The 23940-nt window shown below is 68.4% G+C and carries 30 protein-coding genes and 1 pseudogene; 16 read left to right on the plus strand and 15 right to left on the minus strand.

All coding sequences use genetic code 11. The features are described 5' to 3' along the window. Positions 1-9: 9 nt before the first annotated feature. From LFM09_RS14935 to rnhA, 4 genes and pseudogenes are all read left to right on the plus strand, one after another. Positions 10-963, plus strand: coding sequence for an amidase family protein (locus tag LFM09_RS14935; RefSeq protein WP_414097026.1), 954 nt, complete (start codon positions 10-12; stop codon positions 961-963). A 51-nt stretch (positions 964-1014) separates the two neighbouring features. Beyond that, positions 1015-1671 (plus strand): hypothetical protein, encoded by a 657-nt coding sequence (locus LFM09_RS14940; RefSeq protein WP_414097027.1) that lies wholly within the window; start codon positions 1015-1017, stop codon positions 1669-1671. 63 nt (positions 1672-1734) lie between these two features. Further along, positions 1735-2112: a DUF1801 domain-containing protein gene (locus tag LFM09_RS14945; RefSeq protein WP_414097028.1), complete on the plus strand. Its 378-nt coding sequence runs from the start codon at positions 1735-1737 to the stop codon at positions 2110-2112. A gap of 11 nt (positions 2113-2123) precedes the next feature. Continuing rightward, positions 2124-2561, plus strand: a pseudogene (rnhA, locus tag LFM09_RS14950) (ribonuclease HI); the annotation flags it as partial. 250 nt (positions 2562-2811) lie between these two features. On the opposite strand, the gene LFM09_RS14955 reads toward rnhA, so the two are convergent. Together LFM09_RS14955 and LFM09_RS14960 are read right to left on the minus strand one after the other, a co-directional pair. Continuing rightward, positions 2812-3603, minus strand: a complete 792-nt coding sequence (locus tag LFM09_RS14955) for a helix-turn-helix transcriptional regulator (RefSeq protein WP_414097223.1) — start codon at positions 3601-3603, stop codon at positions 2812-2814. After that, a complete protein-coding gene (locus tag LFM09_RS14960; RefSeq protein WP_414097029.1) occupies positions 3603-4301 on the minus strand; it encodes an SDR family NAD(P)-dependent oxidoreductase in 699 nt (232 codons plus the stop codon). Before LFM09_RS14960 ends, LFM09_RS14955 begins: the two co-directional genes overlap by 1 nt. A gap of 102 nt (positions 4302-4403) precedes the next feature. Here LFM09_RS14960 and LFM09_RS14965 point away from each other — a divergent pair, with 102 nt between their 5' ends. Next, a complete protein-coding gene (locus LFM09_RS14965; RefSeq protein WP_414097030.1) occupies positions 4404-4817 on the plus strand; it encodes a PPOX class F420-dependent oxidoreductase in 414 nt (137 codons plus the stop codon). A gap of 53 nt (positions 4818-4870) precedes the next feature. After that, positions 4871-5194, plus strand: a complete 324-nt coding sequence (locus LFM09_RS14970) for a hypothetical protein (RefSeq protein WP_414097031.1) — start codon at positions 4871-4873, stop codon at positions 5192-5194. A 16-nt stretch (positions 5195-5210) separates the two neighbouring features. Here the strand turns inward: LFM09_RS14970 and LFM09_RS14975 are convergent, their stop codons facing one another. Then, the gene (locus tag LFM09_RS14975; RefSeq protein WP_414097032.1) at positions 5211-5831 is read right to left on the minus strand and encodes a class I SAM-dependent methyltransferase; all 621 of its coding nucleotides are present in this window, start codon (positions 5829-5831) and stop codon (positions 5211-5213) included. Next, positions 5828-6964, minus strand: coding sequence for a PLP-dependent aminotransferase family protein (locus LFM09_RS14980; RefSeq protein ID WP_414097033.1), 1137 nt, complete (start codon positions 6962-6964; stop codon positions 5828-5830). The genes LFM09_RS14975 and LFM09_RS14980 overlap by 4 nt, the downstream gene beginning before the upstream one ends. Before the next feature lie 89 nt (positions 6965-7053). Here LFM09_RS14980 and LFM09_RS14985 point away from each other — a divergent pair, with 89 nt between their 5' ends. Then, positions 7054-7365 (plus strand): ArsR/SmtB family transcription factor, encoded by a 312-nt coding sequence (locus tag LFM09_RS14985; protein ID WP_414097034.1) that lies wholly within the window; start codon positions 7054-7056, stop codon positions 7363-7365. A gap of 4 nt (positions 7366-7369) precedes the next feature. Then, positions 7370-8254, plus strand: coding sequence for an SRPBCC domain-containing protein (locus LFM09_RS14990; RefSeq protein ID WP_414097035.1), 885 nt, complete (start codon positions 7370-7372; stop codon positions 8252-8254). Here LFM09_RS14990 and LFM09_RS14995 read toward each other — a convergent pair. Then, positions 8240-9058, minus strand: a complete 819-nt coding sequence (locus LFM09_RS14995) for a hypothetical protein (RefSeq protein WP_414097036.1) — start codon at positions 9056-9058, stop codon at positions 8240-8242. The two genes, LFM09_RS14990 and LFM09_RS14995, sit on opposite strands and share 15 nt — an antisense overlap. Positions 9059-9133: 75 nt before the next feature. Here LFM09_RS14995 and LFM09_RS15000 point away from each other — a divergent pair, with 75 nt between their 5' ends. Next, a complete protein-coding gene (locus LFM09_RS15000) occupies positions 9134-9859 on the plus strand; it encodes a class I SAM-dependent methyltransferase (RefSeq protein WP_414097037.1) in 726 nt (241 codons plus the stop codon). A gap of 24 nt (positions 9860-9883) precedes the next feature. Here the strand turns inward: LFM09_RS15000 and LFM09_RS15005 are convergent, their stop codons facing one another. Together LFM09_RS15005 and LFM09_RS15010 are read right to left on the minus strand one after the other, a co-directional pair. Continuing rightward, positions 9884-10099 carry a hypothetical protein gene (locus LFM09_RS15005; RefSeq protein ID WP_414097038.1) on the minus strand — a complete coding sequence of 72 codons (216 nt, stop codon included), beginning with the start codon at positions 10097-10099 and terminating at the stop codon, positions 9884-9886. Between the two features lie 31 nt (positions 10100-10130). Continuing rightward, positions 10131-11189, minus strand: coding sequence for a DNA polymerase IV (locus LFM09_RS15010; protein WP_414097039.1), 1059 nt, complete (start codon positions 11187-11189; stop codon positions 10131-10133). A gap of 10 nt (positions 11190-11199) precedes the next feature. Here LFM09_RS15010 and LFM09_RS15015 point away from each other — a divergent pair, with 10 nt between their 5' ends. Continuing rightward, positions 11200-11646 (plus strand): NUDIX domain-containing protein, encoded by a 447-nt coding sequence (locus LFM09_RS15015; RefSeq protein ID WP_414097040.1) that lies wholly within the window; start codon positions 11200-11202, stop codon positions 11644-11646. On the opposite strand, the gene LFM09_RS15020 is transcribed toward LFM09_RS15015, so the two are convergent. The 3 genes from LFM09_RS15020 to LFM09_RS15030 form a co-directional block, all read right to left on the minus strand. After that, entirely contained in the window at positions 11633-12754 is a 1122-nt protein-coding gene (locus tag LFM09_RS15020) for an endonuclease (protein WP_414097041.1), read from the minus strand. The two genes, LFM09_RS15015 and LFM09_RS15020, sit on opposite strands and share 14 nt — an antisense overlap. 71 nt (positions 12755-12825) lie before the next feature. After that, entirely contained in the window at positions 12826-13734 is a 909-nt protein-coding gene (locus LFM09_RS15025; protein ID WP_414097042.1) for an NADP-dependent oxidoreductase, read from the minus strand. Between the two features lie 79 nt (positions 13735-13813). Further along, positions 13814-14317: a DinB family protein gene (locus LFM09_RS15030; protein ID WP_414097043.1), complete on the minus strand. Its 504-nt coding sequence runs from the start codon at positions 14315-14317 to the stop codon at positions 13814-13816. A 56-nt stretch (positions 14318-14373) separates the two neighbouring features. Between LFM09_RS15030 and LFM09_RS15035 the strand changes: the two genes are divergently transcribed. Next, entirely contained in the window at positions 14374-15522 is a 1149-nt protein-coding gene (locus tag LFM09_RS15035) for a GNAT family N-acetyltransferase (protein ID WP_414097044.1), read from the plus strand. Here the strand turns inward: LFM09_RS15035 and LFM09_RS15040 are convergent. Beyond that, positions 15519-17738 carry a glycosyl hydrolase family 95 catalytic domain-containing protein gene (locus tag LFM09_RS15040; protein WP_414097045.1) on the minus strand — a complete coding sequence of 740 codons (2220 nt, stop codon included), beginning with the start codon at positions 17736-17738 and terminating at the stop codon, positions 15519-15521. The genes LFM09_RS15035 and LFM09_RS15040 overlap by 4 nt on opposite strands. A 106-nt stretch (positions 17739-17844) precedes the next feature. Between LFM09_RS15040 and LFM09_RS15045 the strand changes: the two genes are divergently transcribed. From LFM09_RS15045 to LFM09_RS15055, 3 genes are read left to right on the plus strand one after another with little or no spacing between them, the layout of a single operon-like run. Then, positions 17845-18501: a hypothetical protein gene (locus tag LFM09_RS15045; protein WP_414097046.1), complete on the plus strand. Its 657-nt coding sequence runs from the start codon at positions 17845-17847 to the stop codon at positions 18499-18501. 13 nt (positions 18502-18514) lie between these two features. Further along, on the plus strand, positions 18515-19111 hold the full coding sequence (locus tag LFM09_RS15050) for a TetR/AcrR family transcriptional regulator (protein WP_414097047.1): 597 nt from the start codon (positions 18515-18517) through the stop codon (positions 19109-19111). Positions 19112-19115: 4 nt separating this feature from the next. Further along, positions 19116-20258, plus strand: coding sequence for a cysteine desulfurase-like protein (locus LFM09_RS15055; protein ID WP_414097224.1), 1143 nt, complete (start codon positions 19116-19118; stop codon positions 20256-20258). On the opposite strand, the gene LFM09_RS15060 is transcribed toward LFM09_RS15055, so the two are convergent. Further along, a complete protein-coding gene (locus tag LFM09_RS15060; RefSeq protein WP_414097048.1) occupies positions 20251-21852 on the minus strand; it encodes a hypothetical protein in 1602 nt (533 codons plus the stop codon). The two genes, LFM09_RS15055 and LFM09_RS15060, sit on opposite strands and share 8 nt — an antisense overlap. A gap of 92 nt (positions 21853-21944) precedes the next feature. Here LFM09_RS15060 and LFM09_RS15065 point away from each other — a divergent pair, with 92 nt between their 5' ends. Both LFM09_RS15065 and LFM09_RS15070 read left to right on the plus strand, forming a co-directional pair. Further along, complete coding sequence (locus LFM09_RS15065; RefSeq protein ID WP_359857668.1) at positions 21945-22130, plus strand: hypothetical protein; 186 nt, start codon at positions 21945-21947, stop codon at positions 22128-22130. Next, positions 22117-23037: a YihY/virulence factor BrkB family protein gene (locus LFM09_RS15070; RefSeq protein WP_414097049.1), complete on the plus strand. Its 921-nt coding sequence runs from the start codon at positions 22117-22119 to the stop codon at positions 23035-23037. Before LFM09_RS15065 ends, LFM09_RS15070 begins: the two co-directional genes overlap by 14 nt. Here the strand turns inward: LFM09_RS15070 and LFM09_RS15075 are convergent. From LFM09_RS15075 to LFM09_RS15085, 3 genes are all read right to left on the minus strand, one after another. Next, positions 23008-23373 (minus strand): hypothetical protein, encoded by a 366-nt coding sequence (locus LFM09_RS15075; RefSeq protein ID WP_414097050.1) that lies wholly within the window; start codon positions 23371-23373, stop codon positions 23008-23010. The two genes, LFM09_RS15070 and LFM09_RS15075, sit on opposite strands and share 30 nt — an antisense overlap. Before the next feature lie 84 nt (positions 23374-23457). Continuing rightward, entirely contained in the window at positions 23458-23727 is a 270-nt protein-coding gene (locus LFM09_RS15080; RefSeq protein WP_414097051.1) for a hypothetical protein, read from the minus strand. Continuing rightward, positions 23724-23885 carry a hypothetical protein gene (locus LFM09_RS15085; protein ID WP_414097052.1) on the minus strand — a complete coding sequence of 54 codons (162 nt, stop codon included), beginning with the start codon at positions 23883-23885 and terminating at the stop codon, positions 23724-23726. The genes LFM09_RS15080 and LFM09_RS15085 overlap by 4 nt, the downstream gene beginning before the upstream one ends. Positions 23886-23940 lie beyond the last annotated feature (55 nt).

The following is a 23940-nucleotide window of genomic DNA, read 5'->3' on the forward strand; positions in this document are numbered from 1 at the left end:
TGGGGGATCATGCCTGACCAGGTTCGCGAGGCCTTGGCCCGCCTGGATCTCGTCGAGCCGACGCTGTGCGCGTTCCACGAGGTCTTCCGCACTTTCGCGCCGGTCGACCCTTCGTTGCCGCTCGCCGGCATGCCCATCGCGGTGAAGCGCGGCGAACGTCTCAGTCACCGTGCTGCGCTGATGGCTCTCGGGTGTGTGCCCATCGGTTTGACCACCACGCCCGATGGCAGCACCCCTTGGCAGACGTGGGGCCGCAACTCTCGCGGCGTCACACGCAACCCGTGGGATCTCTCTCGCACGCCCGGCGGCTCCTCCGCGGGCTCGGCCGTGGCGGTCGCTTCCGGTGTGGTGCCGCTGGCCACGGGCGTCGACGGTGCGGGCTCGATCCGCATTCCGGCCGCTTGGTGCGGTGTGCTCGGTCTGAAGACCACTTCGTCAGAGCGGGCTGCGGTTGGTGTGTTCACCCGTGATCCTTCGCTGCTCGCTGTCTACCTCGGTGTGGCGGAGGTCAGTTCTCCCACCGCTGTCTGGTCTTCTGACCTGGGCTTTGCCTCGGTGGACGAGGAACAGGCCGAGATCGCCTGGCGGGCGGCTTCCGTGTTGCGTCCGCGGCCCGTCTCGCTGGTGCTGCGGGATCCCGCCGAGGACTGGTTCGCGGGCCGCTGCGGCCCGAATCCGGTGCTGGACGAGCTGTTCTCCGGCGCGGACCTGCTGCTCACGCCGACCACGCCCGGGCCGCCGCACGGGCACGACGGGCCGGGTTCGCGCATCAACACGTCGCTGACCTGGGCTTTCAATCTGAGCGGGCATCCGGCGATCAGCATTCCGGCCGGGTTCGACTCCTGCGGGTTGCCAGTCGGGTTGCAGGCGGTGGCGAGGCACGGACGGGAGGCGGATCTGATCGCCGCCGCCCGCGCCGTTCTCGGGGATGCTGATCCGATCGGGTGTTTTGACCCCAATTGACCTCGCGCACCACCCTGCCTGCGGTCTCCTCGTGGCGCGAGGAGGCCTCGGATGGCGCGACGAATCGGCGGCAAGGGCGGCGGGTCGGATCCCGGCGCGGGCAAGGCGGGCGCCGTGGTGGCCGCAGGAGTACTGGCCGTGTCGGTCGCTGCGGGCAGCGGAGGTTTGTCGCTCGGCGGTGGTGCTTCGACCACCTCGGTCGACTCCGTGGGCACGAACCTCACCAGGGCGAAGTCCGAAGGCCGGAAGTCCGCGCGCAAAGGTGACGCGGACTGCGCCTGGCGTCAGCTGAACATGCGAACCCTGAAGCGCACGGCGAAACCCGCGCTGGAATGCGTGTCGCACTCGTTCGGCCAAGTGCGGGACCACTTCCTGCGCAACCCGTGCACGTCGCTCGACCGCACGCTGTTCGCGATCGGCGACGAGCGGGGCAACGTCGCGGTCGTGTCCGTGGCGTGGGTCGGCTTCCGCAACCGCGGCGACGCCGGCGAGTTCAAGAAGCTGATCGACGTGCACGGCACCGGCGACATCACCCCGCTCGCCACCCCGCTGCTCGACCTGGCGGACATCCGGTTCACCGGTCTGCACTACCAGTCCAGGCCAGACGGCAGCACCGTCGTGATCGCCGAGGCCGAGACCGCGTCCGGCCACGTCGGTGGAGATGTGCTGGACGCGGCCGCCGACCTGGCGAGCTGGCTGCCGCGCTAGGCGCGGGCGTGTTCCTGCACAGGCACGATGTAGAGAATCAGCAAGCGACTGCGACACAGGGTCATGGACACACGCGTTGACGACTACATCGCCGGGCTGCCCGACTGGCAGCAGGACATCTGCCGCGAGGTCCGCAGGCTCGTCCACGAGGCCGACCCGGACGTCGAGGAGACCATCAAGTTCACGAACCGGCCGTACTTCGTGCTGGACGGCAACATCTGCGCGTTGCTCGGCACCAAGGACCACGTGAACGTGATGCTCTACGACAAGGCGATCGTGCCGGACCCGCACAACATCATCACGAGCGGCCACGGCAACAAGACCGCGCGCATGATCTCCGTGTACCGCGACCAGCCGATCAACGGGCCGGCGCTGGTCGAGATGTTCCGCCACATCATCGCGAACAACCGCGAGCGGAAGGCTGTCAGACCCCGTCGGTAGCCTCATCGAGCATGGAGGTCGAGATCTACACCGACGGCGCCTGCAGCCCCAACCCCGGCCCTGGCGGCTGGGGCGCGGTGCTGCGCTACGGCGAGCATGAGAAGGACATGTACGGCGGTGATGCCGGCCCCACGACGAACAACCGCATGGAACTGATGGCGCCCATCGTGGCGTTGGAGAGCCTCACTCGCCCGTCCACTGTGAAGCTCTACACAGACAGCACCTACGTCCGCAACGGCATCACCTCCTGGGTGCACGGGTGGAAGGCGAACGGCTGGCTCACGAAGGCACGTGAGCCCGTCAAGAACGCCGACCTGTGGCGCCGCCTGGAAGAAGCCGCCGACAGGCACGAGGTGGAGTGGCACTGGGTGAAGGGCCATGCGGGCCACCCGGAGAACGAGCGCGCGGATCGCCTGGCCGTCCGCGGAGTAGCGGAGGTGACGGGACGGGAGATCACGCAGCCCCAAGCAAAACCGAAGAAAGCGGCCAAGCCGAAGCAACAGCGCGAGCTGAGCGGCGAACCGTGCGGCGCGCCCACGAAGAAGGGCACGCCGTGTCCGATCACCGCCGGCGCGAACGGGCTGTGCCACGTGCACGACCCGGCGTTGCAGTGCGGCGCCCACACGAAGAAGGGTGCGCCCTGCACGATCGCGACGGGCGGCGGCCGGTGCGAGTACCACCAGGACGCGTTGGAGCTGTTCAACTAGCGGCGAGAGAAGCCAGCAACCGCAACGCTTCCTCCGACGGGCTGCCTGGCGCCGCCACATAGGTCACGAGCGCCTGCCCGGCGTCCGAGTTCAGCGTCTCGACGGCCAGCTCCAGCGGTCCCAGCTGCGGGTGGTTCATGCGCTTGAACATGGGCTCCCGCTCGCGCACCGGATGTTCCGCCCACAGCGCGCGGAACAACGGCGACACCTCTGCCATCTCCTCGACCAGCGCGAGCAGCGCCGGGTCGTCCGGGTGCACGCCGTAGTCCGCGCGCAGGTAGCCGACGTTCTCCCGCGCGCAGTCCGTCCAGGCCGGGAACAACTCCCGCGCCGCCGGATCGGTGAACATGTACCGCGCCATGTTCGGCTGCTCGCGGAAGTCGGTGATGAGCGCTGCGGCCAACGGGTTCCACGCCAGCACGTCGAGCCGCCGCCCGAGCACCATCGCGGGCACGCCCTGCAACGCGTCGAGCAACCACCGCAACGCCGGCCGCACCTCCTCCGACGGCGCCTCCACCCGCAAGGGGCGCGCCAGCCGGTAAAGGTGCGCGCGCTCGGCCCCGTCGAGCCCGAGCGCCTGCGCCAACGCGTCCAGGATCGAGTCGGACGCGTTGGGAGCACGCCCCTGCTCCATGCGCGTGTAGTAGTCGACGCTGATCCCGGCCAGCTGAGCCAACTCCTCCCGCCGCAACCCGGGAACCCGCCGCCGCGTGGCCCGCTCCGGCGGATCCAGTGCTGCCCTGCGGGCGCGCAGAAACTCCCCCAACTCGCTCACGGCACCCATCATGCCGGGATCGCTCCGACCAGGCCGCCGTCCACCACGAAGTCCTGCCCCGTCACGTACCCCGCACGCTCCGACAACAGGAACGCCACCACGTGCGCCACGTCTTCAGGCGTCCCCAACCGCCCCATCGGCACCTGCCGGCGGAACGGCTCGTCGTCGACGACGTTCGACCGGAACATGTCCGTGGCGATGTACCCGGGACTCACCGTGTTGACCCGAACCCCGGGCAACTCGGCCCCGAGCGTGCGCGCCAAGCTGTGCACCGCCGCCTTGCTGGCCGTGTACAGCGACGCACCGGCAAACCCCCGATGCACTGTCCACGACGCGTTGATCACCACCGACGCGCCGGCCCTGAGCCGCGCCCGTTGCACCGTGAAGTACACCCCCTTGAAGTTCGTGGCGAGCACCCGATCCACGTCCTCCTCGGTGACCGTCGCGAACTCCGTGAACACCCCCACCCCGGCGTTCGCGAAGACCCCGTCCACCTCCCCGACCTGCTCCATCAACGCCTCGACGTCAGCCACCCGCGACACGTCCGCCGCCACCGCCACCGCCTCGACGCCGAGCTCCTTGCGCACCAACGCCAACCGCTCCTCGGAACGCCCGGTCACCACCACCCGCGCGCCCTCCTCGACCAGCACCCTCGCCGTCGCCAGCCCGATGCCACTACCGCCACCCGTGATCAGAAACGTCTTCATGGCAACCACAGTCAACCGACCCGCGACCGCGAACCAGACCCGCCGTTTCCTGGGTCTGCCAAGACCAGGCTGAACCCGGCGAACCGGCGTAGCGTCCACCGCATGCTTCCCGAATCCGCCAGGGCAGTGCTGGAATCCAACGCGCTCGGCCACCTCGTGACGCTCGGCCCGGACGGCGCGCCGCAGGTCACCATCGTCTGGGTGGGCCTGGACGGCGACGAGATCGTCTCCGGCCACCTCATGGCGCACAAGAAGGTCCGCAACATCCGCAACGACGGCCGCGTCGTGCTGTCCCTCGAAACGCCCGTGATCAACGAGATGGGCCTGCAGGAACACCTCGTCATCTACGGCACCGCGCGCATCACCGAGGGCGGCGCACCGGAGCTGCTCCAACGCCTCGCGCACACCTACCTCGGGCCGGAGGTGAAGTTCCCGCCGTTCGACAACCCTCCGCCCGGCTTCGTCACACGGATCAAAGTTGACCGCGTGGCCGGCGTCGGTCCCTGGGCGTCCTAGTGATGGCTATGGGCACACTGACGGTTTCCCGTACGACCCCGAAGGACTGAGCCGTGCCCGACCGACCTGAGATTGTCTGCATCTGCGGCTCTACCCGCTTCGTGGACGAGATGAGCGCGGCGAACCGTGATCTGACCTTCGCAGGAGCCATCGTCGTCGCGCCAGGCGTCTTCCTGCGCGCCGAGGATCGCGAGGCAGACGCGTTGATCACCAACGAGCAGAAGGCTGCGCTGGACGCACTCCACCTGCGCAAGATCGACCTGGCTGACCGGGTCCTGGTCGTCAACCCAGGCGGGTACATCGGCGAGTCCACGAGCAGGGAGATCGCCTACGCCCAGGCCACCGGCAAGCCGATCTCGTTCACCGATCCCGTCTGACCTTCGGCAACACGGCCTAGGTGTCGTAGTAGGAGTGGACTGCGGGCTGGCCCGTGTAGTTCGGACCCGCCTTGTCATCCGCGCCCAGATAGGTGAACGGCAACTCCGGCCGCCCCGAGCCGGCGAACGCGACGCGGCGGTTGCGGCTGTCGTAGGTGAACCCCGCCTCGCGCAAGGCTTTCGACAGAGCGCGACCTAGAAGGGTGCCATCGGCGCGGCGCACACTGGAGGCGTCGAAGTTGGCGACGAACCGGCCACCGGGCGCGAGCCAGGACGCGGCGCGCACCAGCAGGCCGAGCTTGTCGCCGACGTAGTGCAGGCCGTGCACGCATGTCACGAGATCGACGGGCTCGGCAGGCTCCCACTGGTCCACCGGCGCGACCACGAAGCTCAAGCCCGGACGAGCCGGCACGTGGTGGTCGACGAGATCCACCCCGACGACGGCCACGTCCGCACGCGCAGCCTCCGCGAGCGCCTTGCCCGAGCCACAGCAGAGATCCACCCACCGCGTGCCGGGCGCCGGCGTCAGGTCGACGCCCAGCTCGCGGCAGTAGCTCGCCAGGCCTCGCTCACGGTTCATCGCGCAGTTCGCCACGACCGAGGAGCGCCACAGCGTTTCGTCGTCCAGCAGGCTCACCGGAGCACCTGGGCCAGGCGTGCCATGCCCTCCGCGATCTCCGCAGGCGTGTTGGTGGTGAAGGACATCCGGAACGTCGCGTGGTCCGGCGTCGTCGCGAAGAAAGGCGCGCCCGGCACGAAAGCGACGTCGTGCCGCAAAGCCTCCTTCAGCAGCTCGGCGGTGTCCACGGAGCCCGGCAACCGCAGCCACACGAACATGCCGCCGTCCGGATCGGTCCACGTCGTGCCATCGGGAACCGTCGACGGCAGCGCAGCGATCATCGCATCCCGGCGAGCCCCGTACTCGACGCGCAACCGGGCGACATGAGCGTCGAGATCGTTGTTCGCCAAGTACAAAGCAGCCGCAGCTTGGTCCACTGTGGACGTGTGGAGGTCGGCGGCCTGCTTCACGATCACCAAAGTGCGGAGCAGATCCGCGGGCGCCTTCACCCAGCCCAGGCGCATGCCGGGTGCGCCGATCTTCGAGAAGCTGCCCAGGTAGATGGTCCGATCGCTCATCGAGGCGAGCGACGGGACAGCGGGACCCCGGTACCGGAGTTCGCCGTAAGGATCGTCCTCGACGACCCAGAGGTCGTGCTCCTGGGCCAAAGCAGCGATCTCCGCACGGCGCGCCGCGGACAGCGTGCGGCCGGTGGGGTTCGCGAACGTCGGCACCAGGTACAGCAGAGTCGGGCGTTCCGAAGCGATGACGGAGCGCAGCGACTCAGGATCCAACCCGGAAGCGTCACTCGCGACCGGCACGATGCGGGCGCCGGTCATCTGGAAGCACTGCAACGCGGCCAGATACGTCGGTTCCTCCACCGCGACGACCGCGCCCGGCGACAGCAGGGCCGTGGCCACCAGGGTCAGCGCTTGCTGGGAGCCGGTGGTGATCAGGACGTCCGAGGTGGGCAGTCCGCGAGCGGTCAAGCGCGAGGAAACCAGCGAGCGGAGTGCCGGATTCCCTTCCGTGGGCGCGTATTGCAGCACCGAGCGGTCCTGCAGCGCCAGGTCGTAGGCGGCGCGCAGACCGTCCAGGTCGAACAGCTCGGGCGCGGGAAGCCCGCCCGCGAAGGAGATCACCTCAGGGCGGGAGGTCAGCGCGAGCAGGTCGCGCACCGGAGAGCTGGCCACGGGAAGGGTGCGGTGCATGAACGAACGTTAACCAAATCGACCCGCTGTCCAACACGATTTCCCACGCTGTGGTCGACGGTATATGCCGGATGAGCTATATTGCCCACATGGCATCAACGTTCGCAGTGCTGGCGGATCCCAGTCGGAGGGAGATCCTCGACCTGCTGCGGGACCGCGAGCGGCCGGTCAACGACCTGGTCGAGAGGCTGACGCTCACCCAGCCGACCGTGTCGAAGCACCTGAAGGTGCTGCGAGAGGCAGGCCTGGTCGAGGTGCGCACCGACGCGCAACGCCGCTGGTACCGGCTCTCCCCCGGGCCGCTGGCCGAGATCGACGCCTGGCTCGCGCCGTACCGCCGGATGTGGGAGAAGAGCCTGGACGCGCTCGAACGACGACTCGACGAGATCGAAGGGGACTGAACCCGTGGACGCCGAACTGCAGATGATCGAGGGCAAGCCCGTCCTGCGCTTCGAGCGCAGGCTGCGGCACTCGCCGGAGAAGGTCTGGCGGGTGGTCACGGAGCCGGCCGAGATGAAGCACTGGTTCCCGGCCGAGGTCACGATCGACGGCCAGAAGATGCGCTTCACCTTCCCGGACGCGGCCCCGGTCGACGCCGACGGCGGCGAGGGCGAGCTGCTCGAGAACGACCCGCCGAAGGTCTTCGCGTTCCGCTGGATCAACGACGTGCTGCGCTTCGAGATCCTGCCGCGCGAGGACGGCTGCCTGCTGGTCTTCACCGCCGTGGTCACGAACAAGCTGTCCGTCGGCCGCGACGCGCCGGGCTGGACCACCTGCCTGGACGCCCTCGAAGCGCGCGTCAACGGCACCGAGTTCGAGGCACCGACGGAGTGGTTGGAGCGCATCGAGCACTACATCGCGAAGTTCGGTCTCGACGAGGGCACCGACGAACCCCAAGGCATCAAGTTCGTTCGCGACCTGGTCTGGAAGCCGCTTGACGAGGTCTGGCAGCTGCTCACCGAAGGCACCGAGGACACCGTCCCAACCCGCGCCGCGCACCCCGGCCTCACTCCGGGCAAGATCACCAAAGCCGAACCCCCACGCCTGCTGGAGTACGAGTGGCTCCACGACGGCGAACCGCAGGGCGTCGTGCGCTGGGAGTTCGACCACGTGCCGCTGCAGGGCACCACGGTCACGCTCTCCCAGGAGAACGCCCACGGCCCTGAGGCGCTAGCTGCGTGGCACGTGCACCTTGAGCTGTTCTTCGCGGCCACACAGGGCGAGATCCGTTGCCCGTGGCCAGAAGACCGTGAGGAGGAACTGGCCAAGCGCTACTCAGAGCGTGGCTAGGCGGTCCACGCCGACACCGCAGATCAGCAGCCGCTCCTTGCGGTTGCCGAGCAGCCGCTGAGTCCAGTCGACGAACCCGCCGTCACCGATCTCCACCCCGTCGCGGAGGACCTTGAAGCACAGGCCCTGGTAGTACCCGGTCTGCCGCGACGGGTTGGCCGGCAGGTCCCCGCGCAGCACCTCGAACCGCGGGTCCAGCACCGTCACGCGCACCTCGACGTCACCGCACGCCTCGCGCAGGAACGAGAGGTGCTCGGCGAAGTGCTCGCGTTCGAACGCCAGCGAGCCGCGATCCCGGCCAGCTGACACCGCGCCGAACAACGTGAAGTGCGCGAACTGCCCGGCACCGTCGAAACGCTGCGCCCGCACGACGCGCTGCACAGCCGCGAGCCGGACGTCAGACCCAGTGCGGCGCACGGCGGCTTCGAGCGCCAGCGCGTTGGTCACGTCGGCAGCCACCTCGGTGCCGCGGATCGTCGACAGCACGTTGTTCTGGTCCATCTCGGCCACCGCGGAGCAGGTCCCGAGCGGCACCACCGGCGCGAGCCCCACCACGTCGAACGACGAAGGCAATGCGCCCAGCAACCGGTCCTCCGTCGCCCGCAGCACGCCGAACGGTACCGAGGAAGGTGCCACGAACCGGTCGGAACGGTAGCGGCGCAACACGTCCGGGCCGGACAGCGCACCGGCGCGGCGGCGCATCAGCGCGAGCAGCAAGGTCGTGAGGTCGCTGCCGGACAACCCGTCGAGCCGGTCCAGCGCGTCCTCGCCCAACGTCCGCAAGACCCGCATCAGCACACCCATGCCATCGATGATCCGCGTACCGGCCAGTGGTTTTCCGCAAGCACTCCAACAGCTCACTTGGCTACCCTCGAAAGCATGACCGACGCGACGCAGGTGGGCGAGCTCTGGGGCCGCCGGGCCGCGCAACGGGCCGCTCTCGGCGCGAAGATGTCCATGCCCGCGTGGAAAACCGCCCTTCAGCGCACCCGTGTCACAGGCGGCACCACGGTGCTCGACCTGGGGTGCGGCAGCGGCGAGTTCTGTGCCCTCGCAACGGAAGCCGGCGCGCACGCCACCGGCATCGACGCGTCTCGCGGGATGATCGAACTCGCGAGGCAGACCGCGCCCGCGGCTGAGTTCCACGTGCGGGCGCTAGGCCCGTTGCCTTGGGAGGACGGCACTTTCGACGTCGTCACGGCGTTCAACGCGTTGTTCTTCGCACCCGATCCCGAGGCGGCGTTCGCGGAAGCGCTCAGAGTCAGCAGGGACTTCGTGGTCGTGTGCGACTGGCACCCGGACCACCCGAGCGACATCATCACCGTCGGCTGGACCGTCAAAGGACCCAGCGGGCGTCGGCGCGCGCGGACGCCGGAGCCGCACGAGAAACTCACGATCGACATTCCCCAGCACCACCCGGATGAGGACACGATGGTGCGCGCCTTCCTGAGCACAGGCGGCTACCAGCCACTCATCGAGAGCGATGGCGAAGAAAGTGTCGCGGAGAAGATCAGGGGCGCGACCGAACAGTTTCGGACCGCAGATGGCGGCTATCGGTTCGCCAACAAGTACCTGATGTCGGTCTTCCGCAAGAACGAGATCTAGAAGGAGGTCCCCAGAAGCTGGAAATCAGGCAGCGGACAACACTTCGTAGCCGGCCGAGGTCAGCGCGGCGGGTCCGGGACGGGTGCTGATCAGGCCCGCGGTCCGCAGGCGCAGGCCGGCGAACTGGTCGGCGCAGCACAGGCCGTCGACGAGCAGGGCGCTTCCGGAGATCTCGCAACGGCCGTCGGCAACGGCTCTGAGAACTGCGCGGTCGCGGTGGGTGAGCGATGAGGCGGTCATCTTCTTCTCCTAGCGGTAAAGCGTGTACTTACTAGTACGTCGAAGAAGAAGGACTCGGTTCGACACGATCCTCAGAGAATTCCGCACGTACCCCCAAAAGACGTACGGCGCGGCCGTGCTCGAAGCGGTCCAGGACGACCAGAGCGGCCGCCGCAAGATCGTCCGCGGAGGACGTTGGCGCTGGCAGCTTCATCGAACGCACCTTTGTGAAGAAAGGCACGAAGCGCACCTTCACGCCGACGCGCACGGCCGGGCGGCCCTCGGCGACCACGTCAACTGCCACCTGGTGGGCCAGACCGACGACCTCGCGGCGGATGTCGTCGAGCGAGGCGAGGTCCTGCTGGAAGGTCTTCTCGTGCGAACGGGACTTCACGACCCACGGCGTCGCACTCACGACCGGGTCGCCCGCGCCCAGCGCCACGTCGCGGAAGTACGGGCCCATCCGCGGGCCGAACCGGGCGGCCAGCACCTCGACCGAGGCCGTGGCCAGGTCCGTCACGGTCTCCAACCCCAGGTCGGAGAGCTTGCGGGCGGTCTTCGCGCCGATCCCCCACAGCGCGGAGGTCGGCCGGTGGCCCATGACCTCGACCCAGTTCTCCCTGGTCAGCTTGAACACGCCGGCCGGTTTGCCGAAGTCCGTCGCGAGCTTGGCGCGCAGCTTGTTGTCACCGATGCCGACCGAGCAGTGCAGCCCGGTCGAGTCCAGCACCGCCGCCTGCAACGACCTGGCCAGCTCGAACGGGTCGTCGACCGAGGCGCCGACGAAGCACTCGTCCCAGCCCATCACCTCGACGACGACGGGGAACGAACGCAGCACCGCCATCACGTCTGCCGATGCCGCCTCGTACAGCGCGTGGTCGGCAGGCAGGAACACGGCGTCCGGCAGCTTCTTGAACGCCGTCCGCAACGGCATCCCCGAGTGCACGCCGAACTCGCGCGCCTCGTACGACGCGGTGGCCACGACCGCGCGCTCGGTCGGGTCGCCGTTGCCGCCCACCACCACGGGTTTGCCGCGCAACGACGGATCGCGGAGGACCTCCACCGCCGCGATGAACTGGTCGAGGTCCACGTGCAGGACCCAGTCCGCCATGCTGGACAGTATGAAACGGAGCGCCGGAATCCTGCTGTTCAGACGAACGACCCGGCTGGAGGTGCTGCTCGGGCACATGGGCGGCCCGTTCTGGGCCCGCAAGGACGCAGGCGCGTGGTCCGTGCCGAAGGGCGAGTACACCGACGACGAGACGCCGGAAGCCGCCGCCCGCCGCGAGTTCGAGGAAGAGCTCGGACTGCCCGTACCCGAAGGAGAGCTGATCCCGCTCGGCGAGGCCAAGGGCTCCGGCAAGGTCATCACGGTCTGGGCGCTCGAAGGCGACCTCGACCCGGAGACGGTCACGCCGGGGACGTTCGAGATGGAGTGGCCGCCGAAGTCGGGGCAGAAGAAGACGTTCCCCGAGGTCGACCGGGTCGAGTGGTTCACCGTGGAAGAGGCGAGCGCGAAGATCGTCTCCGCGCAACGCCCCTTCCTAGAACGACTCACGGCCAGATAGAGGCGACCCACTCCGGGTGGTCGATGAACGGGTTCCGGTTGTGCTGGTAGCTGTCGAAGATCACCTGGTTGCGCCGCTTCTCGAACGCGTCCGGCGGGTCCGCGTCGTTCCACTGCTTCAGCACCGAGAGCTTGCCGTGGTACGGCGACGAGCCGTTGGACGTCGTGTTGTTGAGCTCCAGGTTGATGCCGTCGCCGCTTTCGTAGCGCACGGCCATGTAGAAGAGCATGCGCGCGACGTCGCCCTTCACGGCGGCGCGCGGCTGCCACGAGTCGGTGTCGTAGGTGTTGCCGGGAGCTTCGGGGTGCGTCAGGTTGCCGCCGTTGTCGAAGTCCAGGTTGCCGCGGACCGCGTTCACGGTCACGTCCTCGGGCCTCAGGTGGTGCAGGTCGGTGCCGGGGCCCGCGGAGATGCCGAAACCGCCGTGGGACTGCGCCCAGACGTGCTCGCGGTTCCAGTCGTCGGGGTCACCGCCGTTCAGCGACTTCGACCGGGAAGTGCCGCTGTACAGCAGGATCACGTTGTTCACGTTGGCCGGGTCCTCGTCGGTGACCTTCAGCGCGTTCCAGACCGCGTCGTAGCTGAGCTTGGTCTGGTCGCGGATGATCGTGTTCAGAGCGGACTTCAGCGCCGCGCCCGACTTGCCGCACGCTCCCGTGTAGTAGGCCTCGCAGGTCACGGGAGGCGGTGTTGTTGTGCCGGCGAACGCGAACGCCGTCGACGAGGTCAGACCGGCGTGCGAGAAGTACGCGCTCAACGTGCCCGTCACGTCGATCTGCCTGCCCCGCAACGACGGGTTGGTGCGAAGCCCCCACTCCGCGCGGAACGCCGACGGGATCTGCACGTAGATCATGCTGGAAGTGCTGGTCTGGGACGCCGAGTCGGCCAGCGCGAGCGCGTAGTCGTTCGGGTAACCCGAAGTGATGACGGTGTTCGTGGCCGTGGGCTGACCGACGACGTACCCGCGGACCGTCGCCGACGACCCGTTCTGACCGGCGATCGCCTCGGCCACGGTGAGCGGAGCTGCTGCAACAGCGGCGGTCGACCCGTACAGGCCGACCGCCGCCAGCAAACCGATGACTAATGCCAGTGGACTCCACCGCGCCATGAGCACTCCCCGATCGTGTGGATGTTTCGCACACGATCGGTGGACATGGTCAACAAATGGTTAACGCCCGATCACGGCACCAGGACGACCTTGCCCGTGGTCCTCTTCGACTCGACGAGCTCGTGTGCCTTCGCGACGTCGGCGAGCGGCACGACGTGGTCGAGCTGCACCCTGAGCTGCGGCAATGCCGCGAGGTCGGCACCGGATGCGGAGACACCGGTGAAGAGCTCGAACCGGATGCCGAGGTCCACAGCTCGGTCAACGTCAAAACCCGGGTTGCCCGGAATGATCGACACGAGCACGCCGCCGGGCTTCAGCACCTTGGCGGAACGCTCGGCGTAGTCCCCGCCGATCGCGTCGAACACCACGTCGACCGGGTCGATCTCGGTGAAGTCCTCGTGCCGGTAGTCGATGACCTCGTCCACGCCGAGCGAGCGCAGGAAGTCGTGCTTGGCCGCCGACGCCGTGCCGATCACGTACGCGCCGCGCGCCTTGGCGATCTGCACCGCGACGTGCCCGACACCACCGGCCGCCGCGTGGATCAGCACGCGCTGACCAGCGGAAAGCCCGCCACGACCCACCAGCGCCTGCCACGCCGTCAGCGCGACCATCGGCACCGCGCCCGCCTCTTCGACGGTCAGCCACGACGGCCGCCGCACCAGGTCGGAGGCGTTCACGACGGCGTACTCGGCGTAGCCACCGCCCGTGCCCGGGAAGGTGAGCAGCCCGTACACCTCGTCACCGGCCTCGAACCCCTCGCCGGCCTCCTCGACGGTGCCCGCGACGTCCCAGCCCAGCGTGAACGGCGGCTCGCCGAGCGCGGGGAAGCCACCGGCGCGGATGTAGGTGTCGACCGGGTTCACGCCCGCCGCACCCACCTTGACCAGCACCTGACCCGGTCCGGGCACGGGGCGCTCGACCTCGGCGACCTCCAGCACGGACGCGTCCCCGACGGTCTTCTGCGTGATGACTCGCATCATGATGATCCCCTTCGATGATCTCGATGGGCACCATCTTGCAGTTAGCGCCAACTTCTAGAAAGTAGGCACTTTGAGGTAACTAGCTCTCCCTCAGATACAGGTCGCGGAGCAGGGAGATCTCGGCGCCGTGGTGGATCACCTCCCGGTTGATGTGCAGCACCAACGTCGCCATCGGCTCCTCAGCGAACGGCCCCTCCGCCGGCCCGACTGCAAGGGAGAGGTCGGCCTTGCGCGCCCCGGCCATCCACGCCTCGTAGGCGTCATCCAGCTGCTTCAGCGCATCGTTGGCGGTCACCGCGTACTGCCACGTCATGTAGTCGGCCGGAGGGCCACCGAAGTGCGACGCCGTGCGCATGTTGAACACGCCGACGATGATGTGCGCCATCCGCCAGGCGATCGTGGTGACCGGTGCCGGCGACGGCTCGGGATACGCCCAGTCGATCGAGCCGTCCCTGCGCACGGTCCAAGCACCGGGCACGGGCTCCCAGAAGTACTCGTCGTCGGTCATGCCATCCAGCCGTGGCCGGAGCTGCGTCGTCCAGTGCCACTCGAGCTGGTCGGTCAACTGCTTGTTCCAGTCCATGTCCTTGACCGTAAATCCGTTTGCGGACAACCACCGTCCTGGAAAACACTCGGCCGGTGGAGATTCGCACCTCGCGCCCCGAAGATCTGGGCGGGATCGAGAAGCTCCTCACGACGCGCTTCGACCCCAGCGACGCCTTCGACGCCCGGCTGCTGCTCACCGACCCGGACGCGGGCTTCGACTGGGTCGCGGTCGCCGCCGACGAGGACCGGATCGTCTCGACCCTCACCCTGCTGGACGAGACCCTCACCCTCGCCGGCCTGGATCTCCCGGCCGGCCAGGTCGAGCAGGTCGCGACCTACGTCGAGCACGAGGGCAAAGGACTCGTGCGGCAGCTCCTGGACTGGGCTCACGACCGGTCCGAACGACGCGGCCACCTGGTGCAGATGGTGGTCGGCGCCCCGTACTTCTACCGCCAGTTCGGCTACAGCTACGCGGTGCCGGTCAAGGAGGGCCGGGCACTGGCCAAGGCGCCGGAACCCGTTGCCGGACACACGATCCGCGAGGCCACCGAGGCCGACATCCCGGCTCTCGACCGGCTGCAGGACCTGGCCCAGAACGGTGCGGACCTGCGCATGGGCCACACCACGCCGTGCTGGCGCTGGCTGATCCACCGCACCGGCAGCACGACCTGGGTCGTCGAACGCGGCGACGAGATCGTGGCCACCGGCCGCAGCACGCCGCCAGAAGACGGCGAGGTCGCGCTCGGCGAGATCGCCGGTGTCGACGACGACGCGGTGAAAGCGTTGGTGCAGCTGACGAATCCGGACCTGGTCGGCGAACGCCACCCGGCACTGGAGGACTGTCTGGCCCCGCGCTCCGGCGACCTCGAGGAGTACCTCCTGCGCCTCCCGGACGTGCCGAGGCTGTTCGAGCACCTCCGCCCGGTCTTCACGAAACGCCTGCAGGGCCAGGAACCCGCCGACGTGCTGCTCGGCTTCTACCGCACGCACGTCCGCTTCCGCTGGGACGGCAGCGGGATCGGCCCGTACGAGTGGGGCGGCGTGATGCAGGCCCCCGGCGCGCTGGGCGGGGCCGGCATCGCCCCCGACCTGCTCGCGCCGTTGCTGTTCGGCCCGCACGGCATGGACGGGTTGCACCGCCGGCACTCCGACGTCTACCCGGGGCCGAACAAGGACCTGATGTTCGCACTGTTCCCGCCGGTCAGCAGCGATCTGCTGACGCTCTACCTCCCGTACCCCTAGGGCATGCCCCAGTAGCGTTTGGTGTTGACGCCCGCCGGAGCGATCACGAGCTCCGGCGAGGTTCCGCGCGTCCTGATCACCACGTCGTCGTTGCGCGCCAACGTGATCGTCAGCGTGCCGTCGGCGTTGGACTGGAACGGGACCGCGGTGCCGTCGAACCGCACGACCTCGAACGGCCCGGCCAGGTTGCCCGGATGCAGCCGCAAAGGCTCTCCCGCCAAAGACTTCACCCGCGCGAACTGCACCCGACCGGCCTTGCGCACCGCGCTGATCAGGAAGGCACCCTCGACCCGCACGTCGTGCACGGAGACGCTCGCCCACGCCGCCGGCACCGCGGGGAACACCCGCACGACACCGCCCCAGCTCTGGATCAGCATGTCGTGCATGGTCTGCGCGCCGGACAGCGGCGTTTCGATGACCGGACCGGACTCCTTGTACATCGTGTTCGGCTGCACGTACTTGTCGAACAGCGTCACGAGCTGCGCGCGGGCCTTGTCGCCGTCGCCGAGCATCGCGTACATCGAGCCGGAGCCCGTGAAGGTGTAGCCCTGCAACGCTCCCGTGAAGCTGAGCCAGTGCTTCACCGACTTCTGCAACGCGTCCCGATGCGCGGGCACAGCGGGATCCAGGGTGTAGAGCGGGTAGAACCACAGCAGGTGCGAGTAGTGCCGGTGCGACTTCGTCATCTTCAGGTCGGCGCCGATCCAGAAGCCCTGCGACGAGTCCTGTGGCGGCTTGACCAGGTTGTCCATGACGTCACGCCACTTCGCCAGCAAAGGGTCGTTCAACCCCAGCCGCGCCTGCGCCCAGATCAACGTCTTGCAGCCCCAGTGCAGCAACGCCAGGTCGTAGTTGCAGTCCTTTGTGGACCCGTACTCCGGCGAGAACGTCTTCGGCAGGTGGTAGACACCCTTCGAGTCCTTCGTCAGGAAGTGCAGGTGGTAGTTGACCGCCCGGCGCAGCAGCGGGAACACCAGGTCGCGCAGCACCGCGTCGTCCATGTGGTGCCGGTAGGTCAGGAACGCGTTGTGCAAGGCCCACAACAGGTTCCCGCACTCCGGATCACCATCGGCGCCGGGCTGGGCGACCGCACCGCGAAGGTCCTCCTGGGTCGTGCGCGCGATGCCGGCCGAGTCGGCGCGGTACTGCGACGGCACGTTCGCCACCAGCGCGTCCCGGCTGCGGTCCAGCGACCCGGTCAGCGAGTCCAGCTCCCAGTGGCCGGTGGCGTTGAGGATCCAGTACTCCAGCTGCACGTTGAGGTTCCACCACGTGCCGGGCCACGGCGTCGGCTCCAGCCACGGGCCGCACGTGCCGAGCACCGGGCGGTCGCGGCGGGTCGCGCAGGCCAGTTTGTAGAGCTGGATCCAGTAGAAGCTCTCCATCCGCGTGTCGGCCACCGACACGAAGCTCTTGGGGTAGAAGGCGTTCCACCACGATCGATGCTCCGCGCGAAGCTGTTCATCAGTCAGCACTGAAGCGCTGGTGAGTGTTGCGCTGGCCACGGAGTCCGCATTTCGAGCGGGGAACGTGTGCGCGACCGTGGCCAGGAACGTACCGGACCGGATCTGCCACCGGGTCACCGTCTGCCCGCCCGCCGCCAGGTCCTGCGTGCAGACCGTGCCGTTCACCTTGGGATCCGGGTTGGTCTTGAGCCCGGACGGCGCGGGCTTGAAGTCCAGCCGAGGGCTGCGCGCCTTCGCGGGCACGAACGTCCACCGCACGCGTTCCGCACCAGAACGAACCGACGCCGAAACCAGCAACACGTCCCGCGAGGCGTGCACGAAGGCCCGGATCTCCAGCACGCCAACAGAAGTCGTCACCGTGCCCGTCAGCTCCGCGTTCCACAACGAGAGCCGCAGGTCGACATCGGTGATGTCACCGGCCGTGTCGAACAGGAAGTGCCCGATGGGCAGCCGGGCGTTGCCGAAGTTCGTGCCGCCGGTGCCCTGGTGGTCGCGCACGCGGGTGTCGCCGATCTTGAACGCCAGCCGCTTGCCGATCCGGAAGACAGCGGCGCCGAGACCTCCGTTGCCGAGGAACGGCCCCTGGTAGAAGGTCGTCGGCACGGACGCCCACACCGGGTCGAGCCCGCCGAGGTACGACGGCCAGTCGACCCGATCTTCCAGGCCCGCCGCAGCGGCAGCCGGAGAAATCCGCGACAACGCGACGGCACCAGCGGTGCCCGCGAACAGGGTGCGACGGGAGAACAGCACGACGACTCCATCCCACGAAGCGGAGGCGGCGGCCGATTCATCGGATGTGTAGTCCTCTGAAGCGTTCCATGTCAATAAACCGAGCGCTCGGTCTAGTATTGAGCCCATGACGACTGTGCAGGAGACCGCGGCGGTCCGGTACGGCATCTGGGTGCTGTGCCCGGTGCTGGGTGCCGCCGCGGGCTGGGGGCTCAAGCTGGTGGCCGGCTGGATCACGACGCTGAAGTGGTTCCCGTTCCAGGGCGTGTTCGAGCTGATCACGGACATCTCCGAGCCGTGGGCGACGCTCACGGCGCTCGGGCTCGGCGCGGCGGCGGGCGGGCTGCTCGCGCTGCTCTGGGCCGCGGAGATGATGTCGGTCGAGATCTCGCACGAGCGGGTCACCCTCAAGAAGGACGACAAGACCTTCGACTTCGGCCGCAACCAGGTCGAGTCGGCGTTCGCGGACGGCAAGCAGCTCGTGCTGCTGTCCCCGAGCGGTGCCGAGCTGGCCCGCGAGACCTCCGATCTCAGCAGGGCCAAGCTCGAAGCGGCGTTCACCGGGCAGGGCTACCGGTGGCGCGCCGAGGACCCGTTCGCGGCCGACTTCAAGATGTGGGTCGAGCACGCACCCGAGCTGGCGGCGGACGTGAACGCCCTGTTCACCGCCCGAAGGAAGGCCATCTCGAAGTACGAGCACGAGGAGGCCGCAGAATTGGCGCGGGAGATCCGCAAACGCGGCGTCTACGTCAAGGACCAGAAGAAGAGGCAGTACTACAGGTGATGACCAAAAAGATATGAGAACTGTAGATCCGGTCAAGCACGCCGCGAAGAAGAGGCACATCACCGACACGGCGGCGGGCTTGTTCGCGGAGAAGGGCTTCGACCGCACGACCGTCGCGGACATCTGCAAGGCCGCGGAGATCAGCACCGGCAGCCTCTTCCACTACTTCCCCACCAAGCGGGCGATCTTCCGGGAGATCTTCGAGCAGGACGGCCAGGACAACGCCGAGATGTTCGTGCGGGCCAAGGAGCTCGAACCCTGGGACGCCGTGCTGATGGTGATCGACCACCTGTGCGTGCCCGCGCTGGACCGGTCCGTCGCCGGGCTGGTGCTGGAGGTGGTCCAGCAGGCGAGCCGTGATCCGGAGCTGTGGGAGCTCGTCGGCCACAACGAGCAGGTGGTCCGCGACGAGCTGGCCCAGCTCCTGCAGAAGGCGCACGACGCCGGCCGGATCGCGCTGCCGGTGGACGCGCGCACCGCGGCGACCTGGGCCCAGGGGTTGGTCGACGGGCTGTTCGGCAGGCTGATCGACCCGGACTTCGACGCCACCGTTCAGGTGAGCACCCTCCGGTTGATCCTTTCCCGTTTCGTGGGTGCTCAAGCACCATGAGGGCATGGCCTACGACGTCGCCGCTGTCCGCGCCCACTTCCCGGCGTTGCGCGAGGGTGCCGCGCACTTCGACGGCCCCGGCGGCTCGCAGACGCCCGACGTCGTCGCCGAGGCCGTCGCGGCCACGCTGACCTCGGCGATCTCGAACCGCGGCAGCGTGACGGCATCGGAACGCAGGGCCGAGGAGGTCGTCCGGACCGCGCGCCGCACGATGGCCGAGTTCCTCAACGCGGGCAGCATCGTCTTCGGCCGCAGCATGACCCAGCTGACGTACGACATCTCCCGCACGCTCGCGAAGAACTGGCGGCCGGGCGACGAGATCATCGTGACCAGGATGGATCACGACGCGAACATCCGTCCGTGGGTGCAGGCGGCCGAGGCGGCACGGGCCACGGTCCGGTGGGCGCCGTTCGACCGCACCACCGGCGAGCTGCCCGTCGAGGCGGTGACGAACCTGCTGTCCGACCGCACCCGCGTCGTGGCGATCACGGCGGCGTCGAACCTGCTCGGCACGCGTCCGGACGTGCAGGCGATCGCGAACGCGGCGCACGAGATGGCGGCGTTCGTCTACGTCGACGGCGTGCACTACACGGCGCACGTTCCGGTGGACGTCGAGGCGTTGGACGCGGACTTCTTCGTGTGCTCGCCGTACAAATTCCTCGGCCCGCACCTCGGTGTGCTGGCGGCCGCACCCGAGCTGCTGGAGACCTTGCGCCCGGACAAGCTGCTGCCGTCGACGAACGCCGTGCCCGAACGGTTCGAGCTCGGCACGCTGCCGTACGAGCTGCTGGCCGGCACGACCGCGGCGGTGGAGTTCATGCGCACGCTCGACGGGTTGGAGGAGCACGAGCTCAAGCTCCGCCACCAGCTGGAGACGGGGCTGCAGGAGCTCGGCGTGCGCGTCTACAGCAAGGCGTCGCTGCGCACCCCGACCGTGCTGTTCTCGGTCGACGGGCTGGACCCGGCCGAGGTGTACCGCAGGCTCGGCGCCGAGGGAGTGAACGCGCCCGCGGGCCACTTCTACGCGATCGAGTGCTCCCGCTGGCTCGGGCTGGGCGACAAGGGCGCGGTGCGGGCGGGGATCGGGCCGTACAACGACGAGTCCGATGTGGACCGTCTGCTGAAAGCCGTGGCCCGGCTCAGATGAACAGCAGCAGGCCGACGTAGGCGAGCCCGATGAACACGCTGATGTTGAGCTTGCGGCCCACCCGTTCACCGGGGTGGTCGGCGATCAACGACCGGGCGCGCGCCCACATCAGCTTCTCGCCCGCCTCGTGGTCCGGCAGCGGCGGCGTGGTGAGCACGTCACCGGCCGGCCCGAACGCGAGCATGAGCTGCGAGCCGGAGCGCCGCACGCCGTGCAGCTGCGCCCACGGCACCCGATAGGTCCAGATGCCCGTGTAGAGCACGATCGAGCCGTGGTCGAGCCGCAGCAACGGCTGGAACCGCGGCACCGCCGACAGCACGCACTGCACGCCGATCAGGCCGAGGACGATGAAGTCCGGGTAGTACTTCAGCAAGATCAACGCCCCGGCCGCGCCGAGCAGCAGCATCACGCCCTCCGCACGTCGCCGGTCCCCCGGCCACATCGCGTGCGGGAAGTCGACCGGCGTGCCCGCGGTGACCGGTTCGCCCGGCAGGTGTGCACTGTGGACGGTGTGCCGCGGGCGCACCCTGCTGAGCGTGCTGGTCGCGACGACCTCACCCTCGACCAGCAACGCGACCTGCCCGCCGTGGTGCCACTCCCCCGCGACCATCAGCTCGACCGGGTCGAGCTGCAGCGGCGGGTCCTCCTCACCGCGCCAGACCCGGCCGAACTGCTCGGTGTCGTGGTAGAGCGGCTCCTCCAGCCCCAGGTCGGCCATCGTGGTCACCGTCGCGATGTCGTCTTTGTTGTGCCGCAACAGGATGCGGCGCGGCCCGACCGGGTGGGCCTGCAACCGGACCGCCTTCACCGGGCCGGTCCACAACGCGCGCCGCCGCCGTTCACGCGCGGCCAGCATGATCGCGAGGAACACCGCGGCGCCGCCGATCGTCAGCCACCACGTGACGTCCTCGGGTTCGTTCACCAGCTGCACCCACGACCCGTCCGCGAGCACCGGCAGCGTGTCGCCCACCTGGTACGTCTCCGGCGCGAGCGGCTGGAACGACGCGCGCTGCCGGTCCGGGAGCTCCACCCACACCTCGTAGGAGTCCTTGATCTCCACGACCTCGGCCTCGACGCGGCTGGACTTCGCGATGTGCTGCTCGATCTCGTCGTTGCTGAGGCTGTACTGGACGAACGTCAAGAACCCGAACAACACCAGCAACACAGCGATGATGCGCAGAACACCGCGTGGCGGTGGCATGTCCGGCAACGAAACAACGGTCGCCCCCGCCGCCGCGTGCTGGTCCGCGCGCGACCTGATGGTCCACGCCGCGACCACCGCACACGCAGCGGCGTGCAGACCAAACGAGACGTTGGCCGCCGCACTGCTGTCGAGCACGATGTCGAGCGCACCGAACGCCACGCCCATCGCACACCCGGTGAGCACACGGCCGAACAACAACAGCAGGGGCGTGGCCAGCAACGGCACCACAGCCAGCGAGAACAACGGATCCGGGGTGCACGGCTGAGCAGTGGTGCACGGCACGTCGTTCGCTGAAGAGGCGAAGTAGAAGGCGAGGATCCAGCCACCGACGAGCCCGACCTTGGTCACCCACCACGGAACCGCGGCCGCCTGCCACCGCTGGACGTTCATAGCGCGGATCATGACACGACCATTGCTCCGAACGGTGTGATTCCCGGCTAACGAAGTGGGTATCCGCAGGTCACCAGACAGGAGGTGGCACCATGATGGCCATCATTGCCGCAGTGGCGTTCGGCCTCGCGCTGATCCTCGACCTCGCGAAGGTAGCGCTCGGTGACGTGATCACCGTCAACACGCTCGTGGTGCTCGGATTACTGCTTCTCGCCCTGCACCTCGCCGGAATCGGCTCCAGCAGCCGTTCGTGGAGCTGGCGCCGTGCCCGCAGGTAAGACGATCGACCGCCCCACCAAGTTGCCCAAGAGCGCTTGGTGGGGCGTTCTCAAACGGACAGTCAAAGAGTTCAACGACGACAACCTGACGGACTGGGCAGCAGCGCTCACCTACTACGCGGTGCTGTCGTTGTTCCCCGGCCTCATCGTGCTCACGTCCGCGCTGGCGTTGCTCGGCGACTCGACGACGCAGGAGTTGATGAAGTACGTCGACCAGGTCGCACCAGGCCAGGCCGGCGACCTGATCAAGTCCTCCGTCGAAGAGCTGCAGAAGGGTCAGTCCGCCGCCGGGTTGCTCGGCATCATCGGCCTGCTGACCGCCCTGTGGACCGCGTCGGGCTACCTCGGCGCGTTCATGCGCGCGTGCAACGCCGTGTACGACGTAGAAGAAGGCCGCCCGTTCTGGAAGACAGTGCCGCTACGGCTCGTGCTGACGCTGGGCTCCGTGGTGCTGGTGTCGCTCACGTTGGGCGCACTCGTGCTGACCGGCGGGGTCGCGGACACCGTCGGCAACTGGATCGGGCTCGGCGACAAAGTCGTCACCGTGTGGGACGTCGCGAAGTGGCCGGTCATCCTGCTGCTCGTGTCGCTCGCGTTCGCGGTGCTCTACTGGGCGGCGCCGAACGTGCGGCAGCCGGGCTTCCGCTGGGTCACACCGGGCAGTCTGCTCGCCATCGTGCTGTGGGCGCTGGCGACCGTCGGGTTCGCGATCTACGTGGCGAACTTCGCGTCGTACAACAAGACCTACGGCTCGCTCGGTGGCGTGATCGTCTTCCTGGTGTGGCTGTGGATCTCCAACATCGCCGTGCTGCTGGGCGCCGAACTCGACGCGGAACTGGAGCGCGGCCGCCGGCTGGAGCAGGGCGAGCAGGACGCCTCACCCGAGCCGCGTGATCTCCCCGGGTAGCTCGGCCTGGGTCGCCGTCCACACGCCGTCCGGCCCGGCCTCGATGCGTTCGCTGGTGTCGCCGGGCACGAGCACCCACAGCTGGTCCTTGGTGGACGACCACACCACGCCGATGCCGTCGGCGCGCGAGCTCGTGGCGTACTCGTAGGACTTGCGGAACACGTCACCGCCGTTGCGGTCGACCACCCGCACCTCGCTCGCGCTCTCGGCGTGCGCGACGAACTTCCCGCTCGGCGACTGCTTGGGCGCGCCGGGACGGGCGAAGCGGTCCTCGCCGTCGCTGCCGCATCCCGTCAGCACGAGGAGAAGTGCGACCAGCCCCGCCAGGATCCTCATGCCGCCAAAGGTAGCCATCGTGATCGTCCGGGTGGACCGTTCCGGTGGAGCTTTACGAGTCTGTGGCCCGACCGGGATCTCGCGTTACCAGTCGTTGCCGCTCAGTTCTCCGCTGCGTGGCATCGGAACGCGAAACAAGCAGCCGACGCACGGCATGCCGGACGGCTGGGCGAGCAGTTCGGCCTCACCGCGGTGGATGAGCTCGCCGCAGTACGCGGTCAGCGCGAGCGGCGTGTGGTCGTCGTCGGGCATGGGTACGAGGTGACACGTGCGTTGTGTCTCGCCTACGACACCCGCACGCTTGCGGACCAGCAACACGGGCATGCGCGCTTCCGTTCGTTCCTGAATGCTCATGCCTTCACCTCGGCGTCGTCCACCACACACACGACGGCGTGCGTGGTCGCGTAGAACTTGAGCCGATACGGGCCCGAGTTCTGCTGTGCCACGGCCGCGCAGAACATCTCGGAACTGACCTCGTCCGAGCGCGGCGTTCGTTCGGCTAGGTCGATCACGTCATAGATCGTGCGATGTCAGACCCGCAATTGGGAGGGTTACATACCAATTGCG

The sequence above is a fragment of the Lentzea alba genome (genome assembly GCF_047445655.1).
Classification (GTDB): Bacteria; Actinomycetota; Actinomycetes; order Mycobacteriales; family Pseudonocardiaceae; genus Lentzea; species Lentzea alba_A.

Bases quoted from the DNA above. Each gene is read 5' to 3' on its own strand.
- LFM09_RS15045 (WP_414097046.1), top strand. From the start codon at position 17,845: ATGACGACTGTGCAGGAGACCGCGGCGGTCCGGTACGGCATCTGGGTG.
- LFM09_RS14965 (WP_414097030.1), top strand. From the start codon at position 4,404: ATGCTTCCCGAATCCGCCAGGGCAGTGCTGGAATCCAACGCGCTCGGC.
- LFM09_RS15015 (WP_414097040.1), top strand. From the start codon at position 11,200: ATGAAACGGAGCGCCGGAATCCTGCTGTTCAGACGAACGACCCGGCTG.
- LFM09_RS15005 (WP_414097038.1), bottom strand. From the start codon at position 10,099: ATGACCGCCTCATCGCTCACCCACCGCGACCGCGCAGTTCTCAGAGCC.
- LFM09_RS15030 (WP_414097043.1), bottom strand. From the start codon at position 14,317: ATGGACTGGAACAAGCAGTTGACCGACCAGCTCGAGTGGCACTGGACG.
- LFM09_RS14960 (WP_414097029.1), bottom strand. From the start codon at position 4,301: ATGAAGACGTTTCTGATCACGGGTGGCGGTAGTGGCATCGGGCTGGCG.
- LFM09_RS15000 (WP_414097037.1), top strand. From the start codon at position 9,134: ATGACCGACGCGACGCAGGTGGGCGAGCTCTGGGGCCGCCGGGCCGCG.
- LFM09_RS15080 (WP_414097051.1), bottom strand. From the start codon at position 23,727: ATGAGCATTCAGGAACGAACGGAAGCGCGCATGCCCGTGTTGCTGGTC.
- LFM09_RS14945 (WP_414097028.1), top strand. From the start codon at position 1,735: ATGGACACACGCGTTGACGACTACATCGCCGGGCTGCCCGACTGGCAG.
- LFM09_RS15050 (WP_414097047.1), top strand. From the start codon at position 18,515: ATGAGAACTGTAGATCCGGTCAAGCACGCCGCGAAGAAGAGGCACATC.
- LFM09_RS14985 (WP_414097034.1), top strand. From the start codon at position 7,054: ATGGCATCAACGTTCGCAGTGCTGGCGGATCCCAGTCGGAGGGAGATC.
- LFM09_RS15010 (WP_414097039.1), bottom strand. From the start codon at position 11,189: ATGGCGGACTGGGTCCTGCACGTGGACCTCGACCAGTTCATCGCGGCG.
- LFM09_RS14940 (WP_414097027.1), top strand. From the start codon at position 1,015: ATGGCGCGACGAATCGGCGGCAAGGGCGGCGGGTCGGATCCCGGCGCG.
- LFM09_RS15075 (WP_414097050.1), bottom strand. From the start codon at position 23,373: ATGAGGATCCTGGCGGGGCTGGTCGCACTTCTCCTCGTGCTGACGGGA.
- LFM09_RS14995 (WP_414097036.1), bottom strand. From the start codon at position 9,058: ATGGGTGTGCTGATGCGGGTCTTGCGGACGTTGGGCGAGGACGCGCTG.
- LFM09_RS15065 (WP_359857668.1), top strand. From the start codon at position 21,945: ATGATGGCCATCATTGCCGCAGTGGCGTTCGGCCTCGCGCTGATCCTC.
- LFM09_RS15025 (WP_414097042.1), bottom strand. From the start codon at position 13,734: ATGATGCGAGTCATCACGCAGAAGACCGTCGGGGACGCGTCCGTGCTG.
- LFM09_RS15055 (WP_414097224.1), top strand. From the start codon at position 19,116: ATGGCCTACGACGTCGCCGCTGTCCGCGCCCACTTCCCGGCGTTGCGC.
- LFM09_RS14980 (WP_414097033.1), bottom strand. From the start codon at position 6,964: ATGCACCGCACCCTTCCCGTGGCCAGCTCTCCGGTGCGCGACCTGCTC.
- LFM09_RS14955 (WP_414097223.1), bottom strand. From the start codon at position 3,603: ATGGGTGCCGTGAGCGAGTTGGGGGAGTTTCTGCGCGCCCGCAGGGCA.
- LFM09_RS15020 (WP_414097041.1), bottom strand. From the start codon at position 12,754: ATGGCGCGGTGGAGTCCACTGGCATTAGTCATCGGTTTGCTGGCGGCG.
- LFM09_RS15060 (WP_414097048.1), bottom strand. From the start codon at position 21,852: ATGAACGTCCAGCGGTGGCAGGCGGCCGCGGTTCCGTGGTGGGTGACC.
- LFM09_RS14935 (WP_414097026.1), top strand. From the start codon at position 10: ATGCCTGACCAGGTTCGCGAGGCCTTGGCCCGCCTGGATCTCGTCGAG.